The organism is Parapedobacter sp. 2B3 (assembly GCF_041925275.1).
Taxonomy (GTDB): domain Bacteria; phylum Bacteroidota; class Bacteroidia; order Sphingobacteriales; family Sphingobacteriaceae; genus Parapedobacter; species Parapedobacter pyrenivorans_A.
Map to the genome: position 1 here is coordinate 283,988 of NZ_JBHEUZ010000002.1, position 18,304 is coordinate 302,291.

General features: G+C 52.5%; 10 protein-coding genes. 6 read left to right on the forward strand and 4 right to left on the reverse strand.

Annotated elements, in window-relative coordinates; translation table 11 throughout:
- Nucleotides 1–51 precede the first annotated feature (51 nt).
- The 3 genes from ACEVG1_RS03580 to ACEVG1_RS03590 form a co-directional block, all read right to left on the reverse strand.
- A complete protein-coding gene (locus ACEVG1_RS03580) occupies nt 52–1,728 on the reverse strand; it encodes a RagB/SusD family nutrient uptake outer membrane protein (RefSeq protein WP_374742189.1) in 1,677 nt (558 codons plus the stop codon).
- Nucleotides 1,729–1,747: 19 nt separating this feature from the next.
- A complete protein-coding gene (locus ACEVG1_RS03585) occupies nt 1,748–4,906 on the reverse strand; it encodes a SusC/RagA family TonB-linked outer membrane protein (protein WP_374742190.1) in 3,159 nt (1,052 codons plus the stop codon).
- Between the two features lie 96 nt (nt 4,907–5,002).
- Nucleotides 5,003–8,350, reverse strand: coding sequence for a DUF5107 domain-containing protein (locus ACEVG1_RS03590; RefSeq protein WP_374742191.1), 3,348 nt, complete (start codon nt 8,348–8,350; stop codon nt 5,003–5,005).
- 113 nt (nt 8,351–8,463) lie between these two features.
- On the opposite strand from ACEVG1_RS03590, the gene ACEVG1_RS03595 reads away from it, so the two are divergent.
- Both ACEVG1_RS03595 and ACEVG1_RS03600 read left to right on the forward strand, forming a co-directional pair.
- Nucleotides 8,464–9,354, forward strand: a complete 891-nt coding sequence (locus ACEVG1_RS03595) for an AraC family transcriptional regulator (protein WP_374742192.1) — start codon at nt 8,464–8,466, stop codon at nt 9,352–9,354.
- 50 nt (nt 9,355–9,404) lie between these two features.
- A complete protein-coding gene (locus ACEVG1_RS03600; RefSeq protein WP_374742193.1) occupies nt 9,405–9,557 on the forward strand; it encodes a hypothetical protein in 153 nt (50 codons plus the stop codon).
- Between the two features lie 166 nt (nt 9,558–9,723).
- Here the strand turns inward: ACEVG1_RS03600 and ACEVG1_RS03605 are convergent, their stop codons facing one another.
- Nucleotides 9,724–11,790, reverse strand: coding sequence for a dihydrofolate reductase (locus ACEVG1_RS03605; RefSeq protein ID WP_374742194.1), 2,067 nt, complete (start codon nt 11,788–11,790; stop codon nt 9,724–9,726).
- A gap of 132 nt (nt 11,791–11,922) precedes the next feature.
- Here ACEVG1_RS03605 and ACEVG1_RS03610 point away from each other — a divergent pair, with 132 nt between their 5' ends.
- The 4 genes from ACEVG1_RS03610 (at nt 11,923) to ACEVG1_RS03625 (ending at nt 18,273) form a co-directional block, all read left to right on the forward strand.
- The gene (locus tag ACEVG1_RS03610) at nt 11,923–12,840 is read left to right on the forward strand and encodes a DMT family transporter (protein WP_374742195.1); all 918 of its coding nucleotides are present in this window, start codon (nt 11,923–11,925) and stop codon (nt 12,838–12,840) included.
- 81 nt (nt 12,841–12,921) lie between these two features.
- The gene (locus ACEVG1_RS03615; RefSeq protein WP_374742196.1) at nt 12,922–14,106 is read left to right on the forward strand and encodes a PLP-dependent aspartate aminotransferase family protein; all 1,185 of its coding nucleotides are present in this window, start codon (nt 12,922–12,924) and stop codon (nt 14,104–14,106) included.
- Nucleotides 14,107–14,136: 30 nt separating this feature from the next.
- Nucleotides 14,137–15,924: a chloride channel protein gene (locus ACEVG1_RS03620; protein ID WP_374742197.1), complete on the forward strand. Its 1,788-nt coding sequence runs from the start codon at nt 14,137–14,139 to the stop codon at nt 15,922–15,924.
- Between the two features lie 117 nt (nt 15,925–16,041).
- Nucleotides 16,042–18,273, forward strand: a complete 2,232-nt coding sequence (locus ACEVG1_RS03625) for an anion permease (protein ID WP_374742198.1) — start codon at nt 16,042–16,044, stop codon at nt 18,271–18,273.
- Nucleotides 18,274–18,304: the final 31 nt, after the last annotated feature.

Consider the following 18,304-nt stretch of genomic DNA (forward strand, 5'->3'; position numbering starts at 1 on the left):
ACCATATTTTCGACAAAATCCGGCAAGAATAAGCGCGCCGATGTAAACCCGTTACCATTTTGGGTTTTGTTCCAAGCGCGGGTTTATCAGCCTTTCCTTGGTGGGGAGCGGCATGAGGTAATGTTTCTCGGGATCGAATGTTCTCCCGTCTGCACTTTCCACAATGATGAACCCGTTGGCATCCGTCCTATTTTGCCATGCGGCATCCGTGTAGGGGTTTCTGTCCTGGCCTTCCACCACGATGGGGCTGGCCCAGGGGGTTCCCACGATTTTGATGCCTTTGATGTCCGTGGGGAGCTCAACTTCCGCGGTCTTCCACCTTCTCAGGTCGTCGTAACGGAAGCCTTCGAGGGCAAGTTCGATGGTTCTTTCGCGCCTTATTTCTTCTTGCATATCCAAGCCGTGGGTATTGACGAAACCGTTGGTCAGGTAGGGCATACGCGCCCTTTCGCGGATGATATTGATGGACTTGTTGAGGTCGTCGTCACTGATGGCGCCGTTCTTCTCAAAAAGGGCTTCCGCGTAGATGAGTAGTATCTCTGCATACCGTATGATATGGCGATCGTAGCCATAGCCAAGTGTAAACGGCGATTCGTTGGACACCGGATCTTCCGACAGGAATTTGTAGGTGGTGTAGCCCGTGTTTGCGTTGCGCTGTGGATAGAAAGGCCAGCTGGCGACCGGTTCGGGGTACCAGAGCTGCATGACGCCGGAGCCGGGAACGGCGATGGTCATCGTCATCCGGGGGTCGCGCATCTCAAATTCGGAATCGGTGAGGTCATAGCCCCTGAAGGAGGGTGATTTCGTGATGGGCAATCCGTCGGCACACAGGTACATGTCTGCCAGCTTTTTGGTGGGCAGCAGGTGGCCTTCGCCAACCGTACTCGGGTGGGTGTGGCGCGAAATGTTTACTTGATACCGACGGTCCAGTATCGCTTCCTGCGAATCATCCCCCTCATCGATAAACACATACCGGTAGCTTTGATCGCCCATACTGGTGAATAGCGCATACTGCGAACTGTTCATCACGGTGGTCGCGGCGGCAACGGCAATGTCTAGGTAGGCGCTTGCAGCGGCGTCATTTCTTGCTTTGCCCCAGGTGCCTTCAAAGAGGGCTACCCGTGCTTTCAATGCGTTGGCAGCACCTTTGGTGATCCGGCCCCGGTCGCCGCTCGGTAACGTAAGCTGCTCGGGCAGGTCGGCCGCGGCTTCCGTCAAATCTTTCAATATGAAATCAACGGTCTCTTTGCGGGAGGCTCTTTCGGCATAGAGCTCTTCATCATCGATATCCAGTTCTTTGGTGATAAGGGGTATCCCACCAAAGAGCCGAAAAATCATCCAGTAGTTGTAGGCCCTGAAAAACTTGGCTTCGCCCACATATTGCTTCAATTCCGAGGCGTTGGATGCTTCGGTGCCTTTTGCGATGATTTTGTTGCAGCGCCGGATGTAGCTATAAGCATTGGTCCACCGGCTGTCGTTTTCAGTGGTCTGGTAGGTTCCGTTGCTTACCGAGTTGGGTACATCGTAGGCGATATCCGAGTAGGTATCCAATGCGTTGAACCCTTCGAGCGAAAAATACAGGTTATTTGCAGCCAACTTAAAATCGGCACTTGTTTTCCAAAAGGTACCATCGGAGATGGCATCTTTCGGTATCAAATCCAGTCCTTTCTGGCATCCGGCAAACAGCAGGACGGAAATAATGGCTATTATCGAAAAAATATTGTTCATGATACGTCGTTTTAGTGGTTTAAAACTTAATGTCCAAGCCAAAGGAGATGATGCTATTAAACGGATACGTCTGTTCGTCAGAACGTTCCCAGGTTTCTTCCGGGTCGAACGATTTATTCCATGTGCCCTTTGAAAAGGTGAATAGGTCTTGTCCGCTCACATACACCCGTATTTGCTGCATCTTAGCTTTTCGTACAAACGGTTGCGGTAGGTTGTAGGCCAGTGTAAGCACTTTCAGCCGAAGGTAAGCGAGGTTATTCATGCGCATGGATGAGTACCGCCAATCCCAATTTTTTATTTCGTCATAGCCCACTGCGCCGGGTACAAGGCGGGGGTATTTAGCATCCGGGTTGTCCGGTGTCCAGTTTTTGCCGTAGAAATATTCCAGGGGTTGCATCCACACGGAGGGGAACGGATTGCTGAACTCGCCGGTCCGTATGCCTTCACGTTTTCCAATGCCCTGCAAAAAGATGCTTAAGTCAAATCCTTTGTATGATAGGTCGATGGTGGAGGAATAGGCATATCGCGGAAGCAGGTTCCCTAAATACACCATATCGCCCTGTGTTCCGTTGGCAGCATCGCCGAAGGCGGTGATTTTCCCGTCGCCGTCCACATCGCCGTACATCACGTCTCCTACCGCTAGATTAGCGGGAACGTTGCCTAACTGCTTGTAAGCAGCCAACTGTTCTGCATTTTGGATGATGCCCTTGTATTGGTAGCCGAAATAGGAATTGAGCGAATAACCTTCTCGAGCATATATCAACCCTTCTCCGTAGGCATCGTTCCCTTTGAGCTCGAGCAATTTGTTTTTGCTGTCGCTCAGCATGGCCGAAACGCGGTACTTGAAATTCCCGATTTGGTCATTCCAGGCGATTGAAAAGTCCCACCCCTTGGTTTCGAGCTTGCCGATGTTCTGTGTAGGGGCAGATCCGCCCAGGGTGGCGGGCAGCTGATCGTTTACCAGCATGTTTTTGTTGTTCTTGATATAGTAATCGATGCTTCCGGTTAACCGATTGGTTAGGAAGCCGAAGTCGATGCCCGCATTTTTTGTCTCGATGGTTTCCCAGGTGCGGCTTTGCGAGGCGATACTGGATACGGCGCCGGGCAGTCCCACATTGGGGGTGCCCATTGGATAGGCGCCGGACATGGAGATGAGGGAAATATAGTCGTAATTGCCGAAATTCAATTCCTGGTTGCCGGATTGACCCCATGACAACCGGGCTTTCAGGTTATCGAATACATCCATCGATTGGATGAAAGACTCTTCTGATAGGTTCCAGGCAACCGCCACCGATGGGAACAGGGCGCTCCAGCGTTTGTCTTTTGCAAACTTGGAACTGCCATCCATCCGTGTGGTAAAATCGACCAGGTATTTTCCGCCGTATGCGTAACTTAGCCGACCGAAGTACGACTGCAGCGCCCAATCGGACGCGCCGCCTGAGAAATTGGCATACTCCGTTTTTGTCCTGTCTGCAAGGTTTAAGGTAAAGATGTCATTGCTTACGAAGTTGTACCCGGTAATGGATTGATTCTCGTAGGTCTTCGTTTCGCGGGAAGCGCCCGCCATTACATTTACCTTGTGTTTGCCTGCGAAGGTTTTGTTGTAGTCCAGGTAGGCGGTATAATTCTGGTAAACGTTCTTGGCGTGTGTAAACAACGCACTATTGGGGGAATTGACGATGTCGAAATCGCTGCCATCCCAATTATGTTGCGCGAAAGTGGGGCGTGTTTCCTTCCGGTCAGTGAAATCTACGATGACACCTGCCTGGCCCACCAATAGCAAATCGTCTAGCAGCTTGAGGTTTCCTTTTACGTTGGATGACAGCCGGTAGGCATTGTCCTTATTGGTGCCTGCTTCACGCAGGTATTGAATGGGATTCCTAAACCCTCCTTGGTACTTATAAAGCTGCCCCAAGGGATTGTATATGGGAACGTAGCTGCCCATCTGGTTTACGTAATATAAGATGCTGCCAAGCGCCGTGGGACTGACCGTGGGCTGGTTCTCAAAGCTGGTTCTGGTTTCTACCGTTATCTTATCGGAAACCTTAAAATCGTAGTTCATCCGGAGGTTGTAGCGTTCGGAGTGGTTTTCACCATGGCGGAATATGCCTTCGTTGCGCTGGTATCCGGCTGAAAAGAGATAGGAATTATAGTCGCCGCCACCGGATAGGCTCAGGTTATGCATCTGCTGGATACCGGTTCCGAATACGTCATCGATCCAATCATGGGACTGGTAGAAGCCGGGGAAGTTCTCGAGGTACTTCAACCATCCCGTGGGGTCTGGCTCGGCATTGGCCCGGATCTTATTGAACACCTCCTCGGAAACGCCGGGCTGGTTCACGTTTCTCATACCCTCGTCATACATTTCGGCCAGCTGTAGGGTGTTGGTCCGTTTCTTTAGGAACTGTGGTGTCTTTACTCCGTAATTTCCGGAATACAGGATGCTTGGCGCTCCTTTGTTTCCTTTCTTCGTGGTAACGATGACCACCCCGTCGGCAGCGCGTGCGCCGTAGATGGAGGCTGCGGCATCCTTTAGTACGGTAAGGTCAGCGATGTCATTCGGGTTGATGAGGTTGAGGTCGCCGGGAATACCATCGATCAAAACGAGTACCCTGCTTCCGCCCATGGAGGAGGCCCCGCGTACTTGCATGGAATAGTTCTCGAAGCCGGGCCGGCCGCTTCCCCTGGTCACGGTGACACCGGGCAAGGAACCTTGCAGCGCGTTCATCGTGTTGGTGAGGGGCCGGGTTTCGAAGGTTTCGTTGCCGACTTTGGATACGGCACCGGTTAGTTCCCCTTTTAGTTTGGTGCCGTAACCGATAACGATGACTTCATCGAGTGCGGTTTCGAGCTGTTGCAGGACCACCCGCAGGGTTGCGGTGCCATCGGCTTTGCGCTCTTCCTTTTGGTGCCCCACAAACTCGAAAACGAGGATGTCGGTTACCGAAGCGCTGATGGAGAAATTCCCATCGGCATCGGTGGCGGTACCCGTCGCAGGTTTGTCCTTCACGGTTACCGAAACACCGGCCAGGGGAAGGTTGTTTTGATCGTGCACCTGCCCCGTGACGATCCGCTGCTGAGCCACAGCGAGGCCACTTACTGCCAGGAAGGAAAATAACAATAGGAGGGTGGTTCGTGGAAATGCCCAGCATTTCTTGATAAGATTTTGATTACTCATAACAGATTTTTTTGGTCATCAGTTTTGTCGAATTTTATGTCAAATTTATAGGTAAGCTATTGTTTTTTTGATGGATGATTTTTGGTCTTTGATGGATTATGTTACGATATGTTCCGTTCCATGGGGCGTGTGTGAAAGGGCGCCCTGATGGTTGTTGTCTAATTGCAGCACCTGCTCGAAAAGGAGGGTGGCCTTTTCGAGGTGTCCCGTTCCCAACCCGAGGTTTCCGAGCGCCATCAGGTAATAGCAATGCGCTTTATTCAGTAGGTTTAGGTCTGCGTCGAACACGGTTAGTCCGGGTAATGAGACGGCAAAATAATCGATGCTGATGTTGTCTTCGAGGTGTGTGGTGCCGAAATCAATGAGATACCGGAAGATTTCTTCGGCCTTTTCGGGGCTGCCCAACTTGATCCATGCCAGCCCTTGGTAGAAAATCTTATCGGGCTGGGGGTCGTTGTAGAAGATGGCTTGTGTAGGTTCGAGATGGCCTTTCGTTGCCAATTGGTAATAGTGGCGGGCCCGTTCCTTGTTTTTTAGCTTTTCATGGGCAACACCCTGCCAATAGTGGATGTCGTTTTCCTGCGCGCTGGCTAGTTTCCCTTCGCCCAGATTGGATGGATAATTTTCTGCGTTTGCGAGCAACAGCAATGCTTTTTCGTGGTTGCCCTTGCAAACCGCTTGCTTGGCGAGCTCGACATGGCAGATGAGGTATTGCTGGATGACCTTCCCTTCGCCGCCCTCCCATGGGTGGAATTTGCGGGAGCTAAGCAACTGCTTTGCTTGCTCATAATCGCCCAATTGGTTGCATAAGGTAATCCGCTCCAGGTAGAGGTCGTCTCTTTGTTCTACCAGGGGTAGGTGGGTGTTCAAAAGATGGAGCCGCTCGGCATGGTCGCGGTTCAGCCTTTTATACAATTGATCCAATTCCATCAATATGCGGGCATCGGTTGTGTCGAGCAGGAAGGCCTTCTCCATGGCTTGGAGGGCCTTGCCGGGATGATGGAGTTTGTTGAAATAGGCGATCGAGAGATTGCGGTGGGCGGTTGGAAGGTGCTCGTTTAGCTGCACGGCTTGTTCCCAGCAAGCAATGGCCTCTGTGTACTGCCTTTTGTCGAACCAGAAATTACCGAGGTAATAGGATGCCTTGGCATCCATTGGGTTCAATTCAATGGCTTTCTGAAGAACGGGCACATCTTCGATTTTGTTCGGAAAGACGAAATCGGGCGGGAGGGATGCCGCGTTCCGGTAAGTTTCCCGGGCTGCCGGGAGGTTTCCTGTTTGGGCGGTAAGCCAACCCAGGTAGTATTCAATGAGGGTGTGCGGACCGACGTGCATTTTGTATAAGGAAAGCAGTTGTATAGCATCTGCGTAGAGGCCGGCATGGGCATAGTCAAACGCAACTTCGATGAAGTTGTTTGCATGGTTGCCGCTGATGGTTTTCAGGTGGTCCAAGACCTCATGGGCGGGTTGGTCCTTGTTTTTCTCTTGGGTGCGTAAGAGGTACCGCTCAAACAGGCAACCGAAGTTGAAGGGATCAAGCGCGAGCGACTCATCAATGCATGCGTGTGCCTTGTCTAAACAAGTGAGTTTTCGAAGGATGAAAGCCCTGGCATGCCTGGCTGTATGGCTGTGATGGTTTTTGACCAACGATTTTTCGATAAAATCCAGGGCTTGTTCATGGTCTTTTTTCAGGGTTGCAATGCGTGCGAGGTTTAGATAGCCGGCGTGTTGCCAAGCATCGTTCCACGTGCTTTTGTAAAAGGCATCGTAGGCCCGGTCGTTTTCGCCTTGCATTTTAAGTGCCCAGCCCAGGTTATAGTACGGTTCGCCATCGTACGGGTTCGGATTGCGTGCGGTGATGGTTTCGATGGCTTGCTCGAAAAAGCGGGCTGCTTTGGCGAAGCGCCCCCGCCTTAGATACCACAACCCCAGGGCGTTGTTGCTGCGGGCGTCTTTGGGGTCCCGTTTCAGTGCCTCTTCATAATAGTCAACGGGGCTATAGGTTGCATGGCGGTATTGCTCCAGATGCAGGCCGGTAAGGAACAATTGTTCGTTATTTTCGACATCGGTGGGTTTTTTTGCCGGACGAGCCGGCTCGGGGATGGGTTGCTCAACGGCGGGTGCTTGCTGGTAGCTTACCAGTTCTTTGGCCGCAGCCAGGTCAACGACGGTCAACTTGATGGCCTCTGGCGGGATGGCATCGTTGAGCGTTATGTGTTTGATGTAGGGGTTTTCCGGTGACAATGAAATGGTTTCCGTAAACAAACACCTGTCTCCGTGGGTCAAATCGATGCGTACCTGTTCATAGGCCGCCGTGAGGTATGCAATGATCGTTGCTTCATTTCCATCGACCGCCAGATTGATTACCGCTTCTTTCGTCGCATTTTTTACCATGCCCACTTCGCGGTAAGGCATGAAATATTGCACGAAGGTTTTTTCTTCGTAAGGCTGCAACCAAGTGAAATCCGGTTGATTGTCGGTATAGACGCCGGTCATCAGTTCGATATACGGCCCGTCCTCGTCGGTGAGGTGATCGTCCCACCTACGGCCAAATTCGCCGTTGCCCCATGTCCATTGCTTTTTGCCTGGCGAGATGTGGTGATCGGCCACATGCAGCAACCCGCCTTTGGTGTCATGTTCGTAGCCGCCCACGAAATTGTACCGGGAACTTACGGCCATGTAGGAAGTTGGTACGGGAATATTCTTATACCTCGAAATATCGGTGCCGGGCGAATAGTCTACTTTGTAATAGATGCCGTTGGCAATCGGGAACGGCGAGACATCCCTTTTGCCATGATCGAAAACAGCGTGCACGTCTGGCGGGAAAACGGATTGGTAGTCGTCGTTTACTTTTACGGCAGGGTTTGCCCACCACAGGAACGTTTGTGGAAACGGCGTGCGATTGTATACACGGCCCTTTATTTCCAGGTAGGCCCTATCCGGGTACATCGTAAAGCCCGCCATGCCCTTGGTTCTGAACATCCGCTCCACTTCATTTACCCACACGGTCTTGCTGCCGTCTTCGTGGCTGGTGATGGTATGGTCTACCGGCTCGAAGGTAGAAGGACGGTGGTGCTGCGGCCAATTGAACTCGATACCGCCCGAAATCCAGGGCCCCGTAAGCCCTACCAGTGCAGGTTTGATCACTTGGTTGTAATAAACGAAATGCCGTTGCAGTATCTTGTCGTAGGCCATTTGTATCCTGCCCCCCAACTCGGGCAGGATCATTATTTTTAAATAGCGGTTCTCCAGGAAGACAGCTTGGTAGGTTTGATTGATTTTCTCATCGTGGATTTTTTCTATCACCGCGTAGGGATATACCACACCACTGCTTCCTTGGTAAACTCTTTTCTCCAGAAACATTGGATTTTTCTCCGGAAGCCCCGTGGGATACGTGGGAATCACGATAGGTTCAATCCATGCTTTTACTTCTCCTTGACCCATAGTAGAACGGTTAATGTATGTTCCAAAAATAGGTGTACATGGAAGCCGGGTAAATGGAGTAATGTCCTAATTAGATGGATTTTTTTACTATTTTTAAGCCTTGAATTTCAGGTATGGAACATACGATTAAAAAGAAAGAAGGTTTTCAGGGGCAAAAGCTCATTGTTATCCCCGAGCAAGTGATTAAAAGTAAGTGCGTAAAAAACGAGCTGATCAACGGCCTATACATTACGGATATCGGGTACTACCCGAAAGCCAAGTTCCATTATATCGAGCGGGCGCTGGGAGCAGAGCAATGCATATTGATTTACTGCCATGACGGGAAAGGGGAGGTTACCATCCGCCATAAAAAGTATAAAATGGAGGCTGGCGACTTTATTATCATCCCCGCTCGGACCCCGCACGCTTACACCGCTGACGAAAAAGATCCTTGGAGCATTTACTGGATCCATTTCAAAGGAGCAATCGCCAACAAAATCGCCTCCAACGTGGGGAAAAAGAATGGGATGAAGGGATTTATCCGTTTCAAGGAGAAGAGTGTCGGCCTGTTTGACGAAATGTATGTGCAGTTGGAAAAAGGATATTCCAACGATAATCTGGTGTGTGCCAACATGTGCCTGTGGCATTTTTTTGCTACCTTCCTCTTCAATGACAAATACGATGTGTCCGGCGAGCTGAGTAATAAAGATTCCATTGATTTTGCGATTGATTTTTTAAGCGATCATACAGACCGTATCTTATCGCTGGAGGAAATTGCCGGTGTCGTCAACTTATCCCCTTCGCATTTTTCGTATCTGTTCAAGAAGAAAACCGGGTTTTCACCGATGGAATATTTCAATCACTTGAAAGTGCAGAAGGCGTGTCAATACCTCCTTTTCACGAAATTGCGGATCAAGGAGATTTCCTTGGAGGTAGGCATCGATGACCCCTATTATTTCTCACGGATGTTTACGAAAGTAATGGGGCTGTCGCCCAATGAATACCGAAAGAAGCGGGTGTGGTAACGAAGGTAGTGGCAGGCTTACCGTAATCAATAATCCGGGTAGGCATTGTCTTGGAATTCGCCACTGACGTGGATGATATCTTCATCGTCGTTTGGATTGACCAGGGTCGCTTCGAACGTGCCGGCCAACAGGCTGTATGGGCCCCGTTTGTATACCTTGGTGATGGTTACGGTGCCGCCGCCCCGACTTCATCGGTGGTATAGTAACCATCGGTATTGGCCGCTACGAGCACAGCGATGTGGCCGGGGCTATCTTTTGTAAAGGTATGCGAGCCCGGTTCGTTGTACCGCGGTACATAATGATGACGACTAAGCGGCTGCCAAGCGGTGCACGTGGCAACTGCTTAGTCGTTGGCCATCCGCCGGCGGGTTAATTTACCGCCGGCAACAGCGAATAGTCTTTGCCGTACTCCAGCATCTGGCCATAGAAATCGGTGACGTATTCCAGCTTCACGTCGGTGATTTCGCCGTTTGTTTCGACGGGGGTGAGCCGGGGTTGCACGAAACCTTTATAAGGCTTGAGGTTCAGCTTGGCGTAACGCGCGAGCACTTCGTCGTGCAGTTCGCGGTTTACCTTGACACCGTAATTTTCTACGAGGTTCTTGCCGGCTTCATAGTCACCTTCCGACTTGATGCGCTGTATTTCGCGCAGCAGCTCGCCGAACAACGTGCGTAACTGCTCGTAATCATTGACCTGCACATAGGTCTTCCCGTCGATTTTCTCGAACGAGACGACGTTGGCCGCTTTGCCTTTTTCATACACCCAGTAGGCATTGAGTGCGCGGTTGCGCATGTGGGCCTCCTCGATCTGGTCGCCCGGCTTGATGCGGGTAAGCTGGGTCATCAAACCATTCATGAGATAGCTATCGTATTCGGCCTTACCCGCTTCCAGCGATGGCATGACGCCGATCTCGACGAGCTTGGGGTCGAGGATATAGTACAGGGCCACCAGATCGGCACGCGCTTCTTCCAGGCAGGAGGCATAGCTTTTGAGCGTTTTGTCGGTAGTGCCCACACCGGGGTTGATCTGGCCGGAGGCATGGCCGATGCACTCGTGCATATCGGTGTGGAGGTCGCTCGCCAGGTTGCCGTATTTTTTCATGCGGTTCAACTTGGCGGTATCGGCCACGAACTCTTCGAGGAAGCCACTGTTGGCGCTGCTCTCGTTGTAGGCATGCACGATGTTGCTGAGCGATACCGACTTGGAGCCGTACTCCTTGCGCAGCCAGTCTGAATTGGGTAGGTTGATGCCGATGGGTGTGCTGGGTGATGCATCGCCTGCCTCTGCGATAACGGTGATGGCCTTGGCACTGATGCCTTTCACCTCCTTTTTCTTATGCGCGGGCATGAGGGGCGAGTTGTCTTCGAACCACTGGGCCTCATCGGCAATGGCCTTGATGCGTTTGGTGCTTTCGAGATCTTTCAGCGAGAGCACGGCCTCGTAGCTGCCCTTGATGCCAAGGGCATCGTTGTACACTTCGATGAAGCCATTGGCAAAATCGATGGTGCCGGTGGTATCTTGCACCCACGCTTTGTTGTATTCATCCCACGTGCGGAGGTCGCCCGTGCGGTAATAGTCGGCCAAGAGGGTGAGCGCCTGCTGCTGGGTGGGGTTTTCGGCTTGGGGGATGGCTTTTTCGAGCCAGAAGATGATCCGGTCGATGGCGGTGCCGTACATGCCTCCCGATTTCCATACCCGCTCGGCAACCGCGCCGTCCACCTTGGTCACCTTGCTGTTGAGGCCCCATTCGGGGTCGTGGCCCGTATCGGGGAACGTGCCGTAGAAAGCCTCTACTTCCTGCTGGCTCACGCCCTCATAGAAATTGTTGGATGATTGCGCCACATGGTCGATGCCCTCGGTGAGGTTGACCATTTTGGGGTTTACCGCGGGGTCGAAGATGGTTGGCTCGATGCGGTCGATAAAGGCGGCCACGCTTTCGCCATCGAGCAGCGGGAGGGCCGCCGGGTCGCACGCCTGTACCAGGCCGGTGAAGTATTCGGGGCTGCACTCGGGCACAAACTTGTCGTTGGAATAATGGTGGTGGGCGCCGTTGCTGAACCAAAAGCGGCCCGCATAGGTTTTGAGTTTGGCCCATTCGTCGCCGCTTTTATCCGTTTCGGGGTTGTTGAAGATCGCTTCGAGCGTTTTACGGATGGTGAGGTTGTCTTTGCCGCGTTGGTCGTAGATGATATCGCGGCCCGACAGGGCAGCCTGGTAGAGGTAGTAGGCCAGCTTTTTCTGCTGGAGGGTGAGCGCATCGAACCCCGGCACATCGTAGCGGAGGATTTCGAGGTCGGCAAATGCGTCGACCGTAACGGGCGACGGCTGTGTGGCGCCGGCGGCATCGCTTCCGGGCGACTGGCACGACTGGGATAAAGTAGCCAAGGCTACGGAACTAGCGACTAGCATCGTGATGTTGGTACGTACAGTTTTCATGAGTTGAACATTCATTTAGTGCATGGTAATGTGGCCGAATAGGTGCTCGGCATCCTGCAAAGGAAATAAAATAAAACCAAGAAAACCATTCTTTTGTTTAGTTTCGCGGTCAAATCAAGACGCTAGCAATACGTGAAAAGTCCGATTCAACAGGCCGGGTATGTGATGGCGGGCATCGTGTTTGCCATTTTGTGGGCATCCGCATCGGCAGCCACGAAAATAGGCCTGCTATCGGCACAGCCCTTCGTCATCGCCATTGCGCGTTTTGCGGTTGCCGCGTCGGTGATGCTGGTAGTTGCGCACGGGGTGATGGGCCAACCGCTGCCGATGGGGCGGACACTGTGGAAGCGGCTGGCCATGTACGGATTCCTCAACGTGGGACTCTACCTCGGCTTGTATGTGGTGGCCATGCAGGAAGTATCGGCCGGGCTGGGGGCATTGTTTGTTGCCACCAATCCGGTGCTCATTGCCCTGATGGGCGCTGTGTGGTACAAGCAGCCTGTGGGCTGGCGTACGGTGCTGAGCTTTACCTTGTGTATGGCAGGGATGTTGCTCGCCTCCTACCCGCTGCTTGGCGAGAGCTATGCAACCCCGCGCGGCCTTGCCGTGCTTTTCCTCAGCATGCTGTCCTACTCGGCGGGGGCGATTTACTTCGCCCGGAGAGACTGGGGCAACCTGCATATCCTCACCATCAACGGCTGGCAGACACTCCTTGGTGGGTTGTGCGTGCTGCCCTTTGCGTGGTACTTTTACGAAGGGGCAGCCAATTCGTTCGATGGCCGATTTTGGGGGACGGTGCTTTGGCTGGCCATTGCCGTGTCGGTCATTGCGGTGCTGCTGTGGCTGTACTTGCTGCGCGATAACCCCATCAAGGCGTCGGCCTGGCTATTCCTTTGCCCCATTGCGGGCTTTGCTATTGCGGCGGCGCTGATGGGCGAGCCCCTCTCCTGGCATACCTGGGCGGGGGTGTTGCTCGTGATGGTGGGCCTGTATATGGTGCAACGGCGACGGGCACATCGCGAAACAACAGGGGGAACTTCGCATAGATAGCCGCCGAATTGGCCGGAGTGGATTGATTTTTTTGCCTAAGTTTGTATGGTTGTAAAACAACCCCTTTCAAATTTCACTAACATGAGTCATATAGAAACCGATTTGATCCACGCGGGGAAGTCGTTTAACGACACGCAGGCCGTGGTGCCCCCTATTTACCAGTCGTCTACGTACTATGCATCGGCGGATGCCGAGGCTTACATGGCGGCGGCCACGGATGCCCGCTACCCCTATTTTTACCACCGGCACGGCAACCCGGTGAGCAGCCAGGCAGCCGAAGTAGTGGCCGGCTTGGAAGGCACCGAGGCAGCCCTGCTCACGGCCACAGGTATGGCGGCCATCAGTACAGCGATCCTCACGGTGGTGAAGGCGGGTGACCACGTGGTGGCCCAACAGTCGCACTACTCGGCAGCTAGCATCCTGCTGAAGGAGTTGCTGCCCCAGTTCGGCGTATCGGTGTCGTTCTTTGACCAGGGCGACAATGCATCGCTCCAGGGCGTGCTGCGTGATGAGACCACACTGATTTACCTCGAAACGCCTTCCAATCCGAATCTGGCGTTGACCGATTTGGAGTACGTAGGAAAGGTGGCGCGGCAGCGCGGCGTCACCACCATCTGCGACAATACCTTTGCCAGTCCCATTAACCAGCGGCCGGGCGATTTCGGTATCGACCTCATTGTGCATAGTGCCACCAAGTATCTCGGCGGCCATAGCGACCTGACCGCGGGTGTAATCTGCGGCACGGAGGAAACGGTGAACAAGGCGTGGAAGAAATTGCTGTCGCTGGGGGGTGCGCTGGCGCCGTTTGACGCTTGGCTGCTGCTGCGCGGCCTGCGCACGCTGTCTCTCCGTGTGCGCCAGATCAATGCCAACGCACTGGCCCTGGCGCAGTGGCTGGAGCAACACCCCCATATTGCGCATGTAGGCTATTGCGGGCTACCTTCGCACCCACAGCACAAGCTGGCCAAAAAGCAGATGAAAGGCTTTACGGGTATGCTTTGCGTGGAGATAGCGGGTGCCGACGAACGCCAGCAGTTTGGACGGGCGCAGGCCGTATTGAACCGCCTGCGGATTTTTGCCAATGCGGCAAGCCTAGGGGGGGTGGAATCGCTGGTGGTGCACCCGGCGAGTATGTGGGGGCTGCATCACTCGCCCGAGCAAAAACTGAAAGCCGGTATCAATGACGGCATGCTGCGCATCTCGGTGGGTATTGAACACATCGACGACCTGATCGGCGATTTCGAGCAGGCCCTGGCCGGGCTCTAATGTAAATCGGTGGGAAACGCGAAGGGAAGAATGACGCGACTAGGGAAATACATATGGCGGTTAAACCAATGGCGCATCCAGCGGCTGTCGAACCGGAATTTCCTGGTTATTTTATCGGTACTGGTAGGGGTAATGGGTGGCCTCGCCGCAGCGGCGTTGAAGGGGCTTACGCACTCCATTGCAGCATTTCTGCAGGATGAAGTACAATGGGAATACAAGTATTATCTGTACCTCTTTTTCCCATTGGTGGGTATCCTGCTTAGCGTAGTATACGTACGAAGGTTTGTCAAAAGCAAACATATGGCCCATGGCATGACCCCAATCATGTATGCCATATCGCGCAAATCGAGCAAGATCGAGCCCCATAACATGTATTCGCAGATTATTACCAGCGCGCTCACCATTGGGTTTGGCGGCTCCGCGGGATTGGAAGCACCTATTGCGAACAGCGGATCTGCAATCGGCTCTAACATTGGGCGTGTCTTTGGACTCAATTACCGCGAGGTAACGTTGTTGCTGGCGTGCGGCGCCGCAGCTGGCATCGCGGGGGCTTTCAATAGCCCCGTGGCAGGGATGATCTTTGCCATAGAAATCCTGCTGCCGGAGTTTTCGATTCCGGCGTTCATACCCCTGTTAATGTCGGCGGCAACGGCTTCCGTGATATCACGGTTGCTGTATAGCGAACCACTGTTCTATTTGCTTACGGACGATTGGGATCTGAACGCCTTATTTTTTTATGTGATACTGGCCATCCTGATCGGTTTGTTTTCCATTTATTTTGCCAAGTTGAGTACCGCGGTGAATGGATGGTTTGCCCGCATTAACAACCCTTACCGGAAGGTGTGGTTGAGCGGGCTGCTATTGGGGCTGCTTATTTTCCTTTTCCCCGCCCTGTATGGCGAGGGATACTTGGCGATCCAACAGATTCTGGATGGAAACCACCACGCGTTGCTTGACAATAGCATTTTCTCGAGTTACAGCCAATACGGTTATTTGATTGTTTGCTACGCTATCGTAACGGTGTTCGCCAAATCATTCGCTTCGCTCGTAACGCTCAACAGTGGTGGCAATGGCGGCATATTCGGACCAACGGTAGTAATGGGAGGTTTGTTGGGGTTTGCTTTTGCCTATGGGTTGAACTTGACGGGGTGGGTAACCCTCGATATCGCAAATTTTGCCGTTGCGGGCATGGCGGCTGCCCTCAGCGGAATCATGCATGCACCCCTTACGGGAATTTTCCTGAGTGCCGAAATTACCGGCGGCTACGCGCTCATGGTGCCGCTGATGATCGTTACTTCCATTGCATACCTCATCAACCGCAGCGTGATGAAGCATTCCATCTATACCAAGGTACTGGCAGAGAAAGGTGATCTGCTCACCCACGAAGATAAGGACCGCACGGTGCTGAGTATGATGAAGCTACGTTACGTGTTGGAAACGAATTTCACCATCCTGCATCCGTGGGAGCAGCCGGCAGACAGGCGACACGATATTATCCATACGAAGCGGAATATTTTTCCGGTGGTAGACGATATGGGTAAGCTGCTGGGGATCATCTACAGCGAGCGGCTGTTTGAAATCCTGCTGGGCGAAACGAAAGAGAGCGACAAATCGATAGCCGATTTAGTGCAGAAACCTGTGGATACGGTGCAGATGGGTGCTAACATGGAAGTGGTGATGAACAAGATGAACCGAGAGGATATCTGGATACTGCCGGTCGTTGACCAAGAGGGGCAATACATGGGTTTCGTTTCCAAATCGGCCGTTTTCAACAAATACCGGGCCTTGCTGATGCGGCAGGCGGATTACCTGGGATGAGATGGCCCGGAAACGCCACGAGGTGTTAACACTAACTTAACTTGAAGGAAACTATTAATACATATTAAGTTTACATCTTTGTGCCGTTTATTGCTCATTGGGGTTACTATGGAGTACATGTTATTTATTGTTGCCGTATTGCTGGTATTGGCTATTGCGGATTTGATTGTAGGCGTCAGTAACGATGCCGTCAATTTTCTGAATTCAGCCATCGGAAGCAAAGTGACCACGTACCGTAACATTATCTTGATTGCTTCGGCGGGGATACTGGTAGGGTGTTTTTTTTCGAGTGGGATGATGGAAATCGCACGGAAGGGGATTTTCCAGCCGCAGCATTTCACGTTCGATAAGGTGATGTGGATATTCCTGGCCGTGATGCTGGCTGATATTGTACTCCTCGATATTTTCAATACGTTGGGTTTACCTACCTCTACCACCGTCTCCATCGTGTTCGAGCTACTGGGAGCTTCCGCAATTATGGGCTTCCTTTTTGCGGCTGAGAAGGGTGAGTCTATCGGCGAAGTGATGAAATACATCAACATGGATAGTACATTTTCGATTGTTTCGGGGATCTTCCTTTCCATTCTGATAGCCTTTACGGCGGGAGTAATTGTGCAGTTTGTGATGCGCTCGGCCTTTACCTTTCAATACGAGAAGCGGCTGAAAAGCCTCGGCGTACCGTTTTCGGGTATCGGTATTACGGTAATTATCTATTTCCTGCTGATTAAAGGATTGAAAGGAACCACGCTGGCCGAGGGCGAATGGGTAAATGTGATTTATGATAATGTGACGATGGTCATGCTGGCCGTTCTCGTGATATCGGTAACGCTTTGTTATTGGCTTCAACGGCAGTTTGGCGTGAACCCGTTAAAGATTGTTGTGCTGGCGGGGACGTTCTCGCTGGCGATGGCGTTTGCGGGCAACGACTTGGTAAACTTTATCGGCGTGCCGATTACGGGACTGTTGGCGTACCAGAATTGGCTAGGAAGCGGTGTGCCGGCCGATGCGTTGTACCAGGATTATCTGGCAACGAGTGACGTCATCGTGCCCGGTTACATGCTGGGGATAGCAGGGGTGGTGATGGCATTGACCTTGTGGTTGAGTGCAAAAGCCAAAAAGGTGACCGAAACGGAAATTAACCTCGGTAAGCAGGGCGACGACGGGAGCGACGAACGGTTTAAACCCAATAACATTTCCAGGCGGGTGGTGAAGACAGCGATGATGCTAGGTAACGTATTTGATGCGGTGATACCACGCAATGTGAAAAGAAGGTATAACCTGAGTTTTGAGCGCGATAAACTGCATAAGGCAACCGAAGTGGGTGAGGATGCGCCTGCGTTTGACTTGGTAAGGGCGGGTACCAACTTGATACTGGCCAGTATACTGATAGCCTGGGCCACCTCGCAAAAGTTGCCGCTATCGACCACCTATGTGACCTTTATGGTGGCCATGGGTACGTCGCTGGCCGATAAGGCGTGGGGTCGCGAATCGGCCGTTTACCGTGTAACGGGCGTGCTGAGCGTCATCGGCGGGTGGTTCATCACCGCGTTGATTGCGTTTTCAGTAGCGGGGTTCTTTGTGTTCGTGATTTACCAAGGGGTGGTGGCTACGGCCGTATTGATGGGGGTGGTGCTAGTTTACATCATTATATCCAATATCACATTTGCCAAGAAGGAACAGAAATCGAAGGCCGAGAAAAGCCGTCTCAGCTCGTTGGAAGAGGCTGACCTCGACGTGTACATCCGTAGCAAGAACATGCTGGTAACCATGGTGATTGAGATATCGGGCCACTACAGTACCGTACTGAACGGGATACGCAGCAGTGATGCATCGGCTATCAAAAGGACCGACAGGGAGCTGATGGACCTCATCAAATATTCCTATAAGTTGAAACGGAACAGCCTGCGCGCCATCCGGAAGCTGGAGGCTGCTGACCAGCGCTCGGCCGAAGTGATTGTGCACGGTGCCGACTTGATACAGGATATGCTCCAATCGGCAAAATTTTTGAGTGCCGAAAGTCTCCAGTATGTCGAGAACCTGCATGAACCACTGGCCAGTGGATTTATTGATACGCTGGAAGTGCTGGCTGGCAAGATGGATAAGTTTTTCCGGTTGGCGACCAACGAACTCAACGAAGAGGATGGGCCCGATGTGCCGTTGCTCCGCTTAAGCCGCAACGAGATCCGTGAATTCATCAATACGAACTTCGGCAACGAGCTGGATGTCATCCGCCGCAAGGACATCGGCAGCAAGCGGGCATTGCTCCAAACGAGTATTTTCCTCCAAAGCCGCGATATTCAGGCGGTGCTTTTCAGGATCTGTAAGCTCTACGGCCGGTTCGAGAACTGAGAGTAGGCGCCGGATAATCGCGCCAACTTCT

Bases quoted from the DNA above. Each gene is read 5' to 3' on its own strand.
- ACEVG1_RS03580 (WP_374742189.1), bottom strand. From the start codon at position 1,728: ATGAACAATATTTTTTCGATAATAGCCATTATTTCCGTCCTGCTGTTT.
- ACEVG1_RS03585 (WP_374742190.1), bottom strand. From the start codon at position 4,906: ATGAGTAATCAAAATCTTATCAAGAAATGCTGGGCATTTCCACGAACC.
- ACEVG1_RS03590 (WP_374742191.1), bottom strand. From the start codon at position 8,350: ATGGGTCAAGGAGAAGTAAAAGCATGGATTGAACCTATCGTGATTCCC.
- ACEVG1_RS03595 (WP_374742192.1), top strand. From the start codon at position 8,464: ATGGAACATACGATTAAAAAGAAAGAAGGTTTTCAGGGGCAAAAGCTC.
- ACEVG1_RS03605 (WP_374742194.1), bottom strand. From the start codon at position 11,790: ATGAAAACTGTACGTACCAACATCACGATGCTAGTCGCTAGTTCCGTA.
- ACEVG1_RS03615 (WP_374742196.1), top strand. From the start codon at position 12,922: ATGAGTCATATAGAAACCGATTTGATCCACGCGGGGAAGTCGTTTAAC.
- ACEVG1_RS03620 (WP_374742197.1), top strand. From the start codon at position 14,137: ATGACGCGACTAGGGAAATACATATGGCGGTTAAACCAATGGCGCATC.
- ACEVG1_RS03625 (WP_374742198.1), top strand. From the start codon at position 16,042: ATGTTATTTATTGTTGCCGTATTGCTGGTATTGGCTATTGCGGATTTG.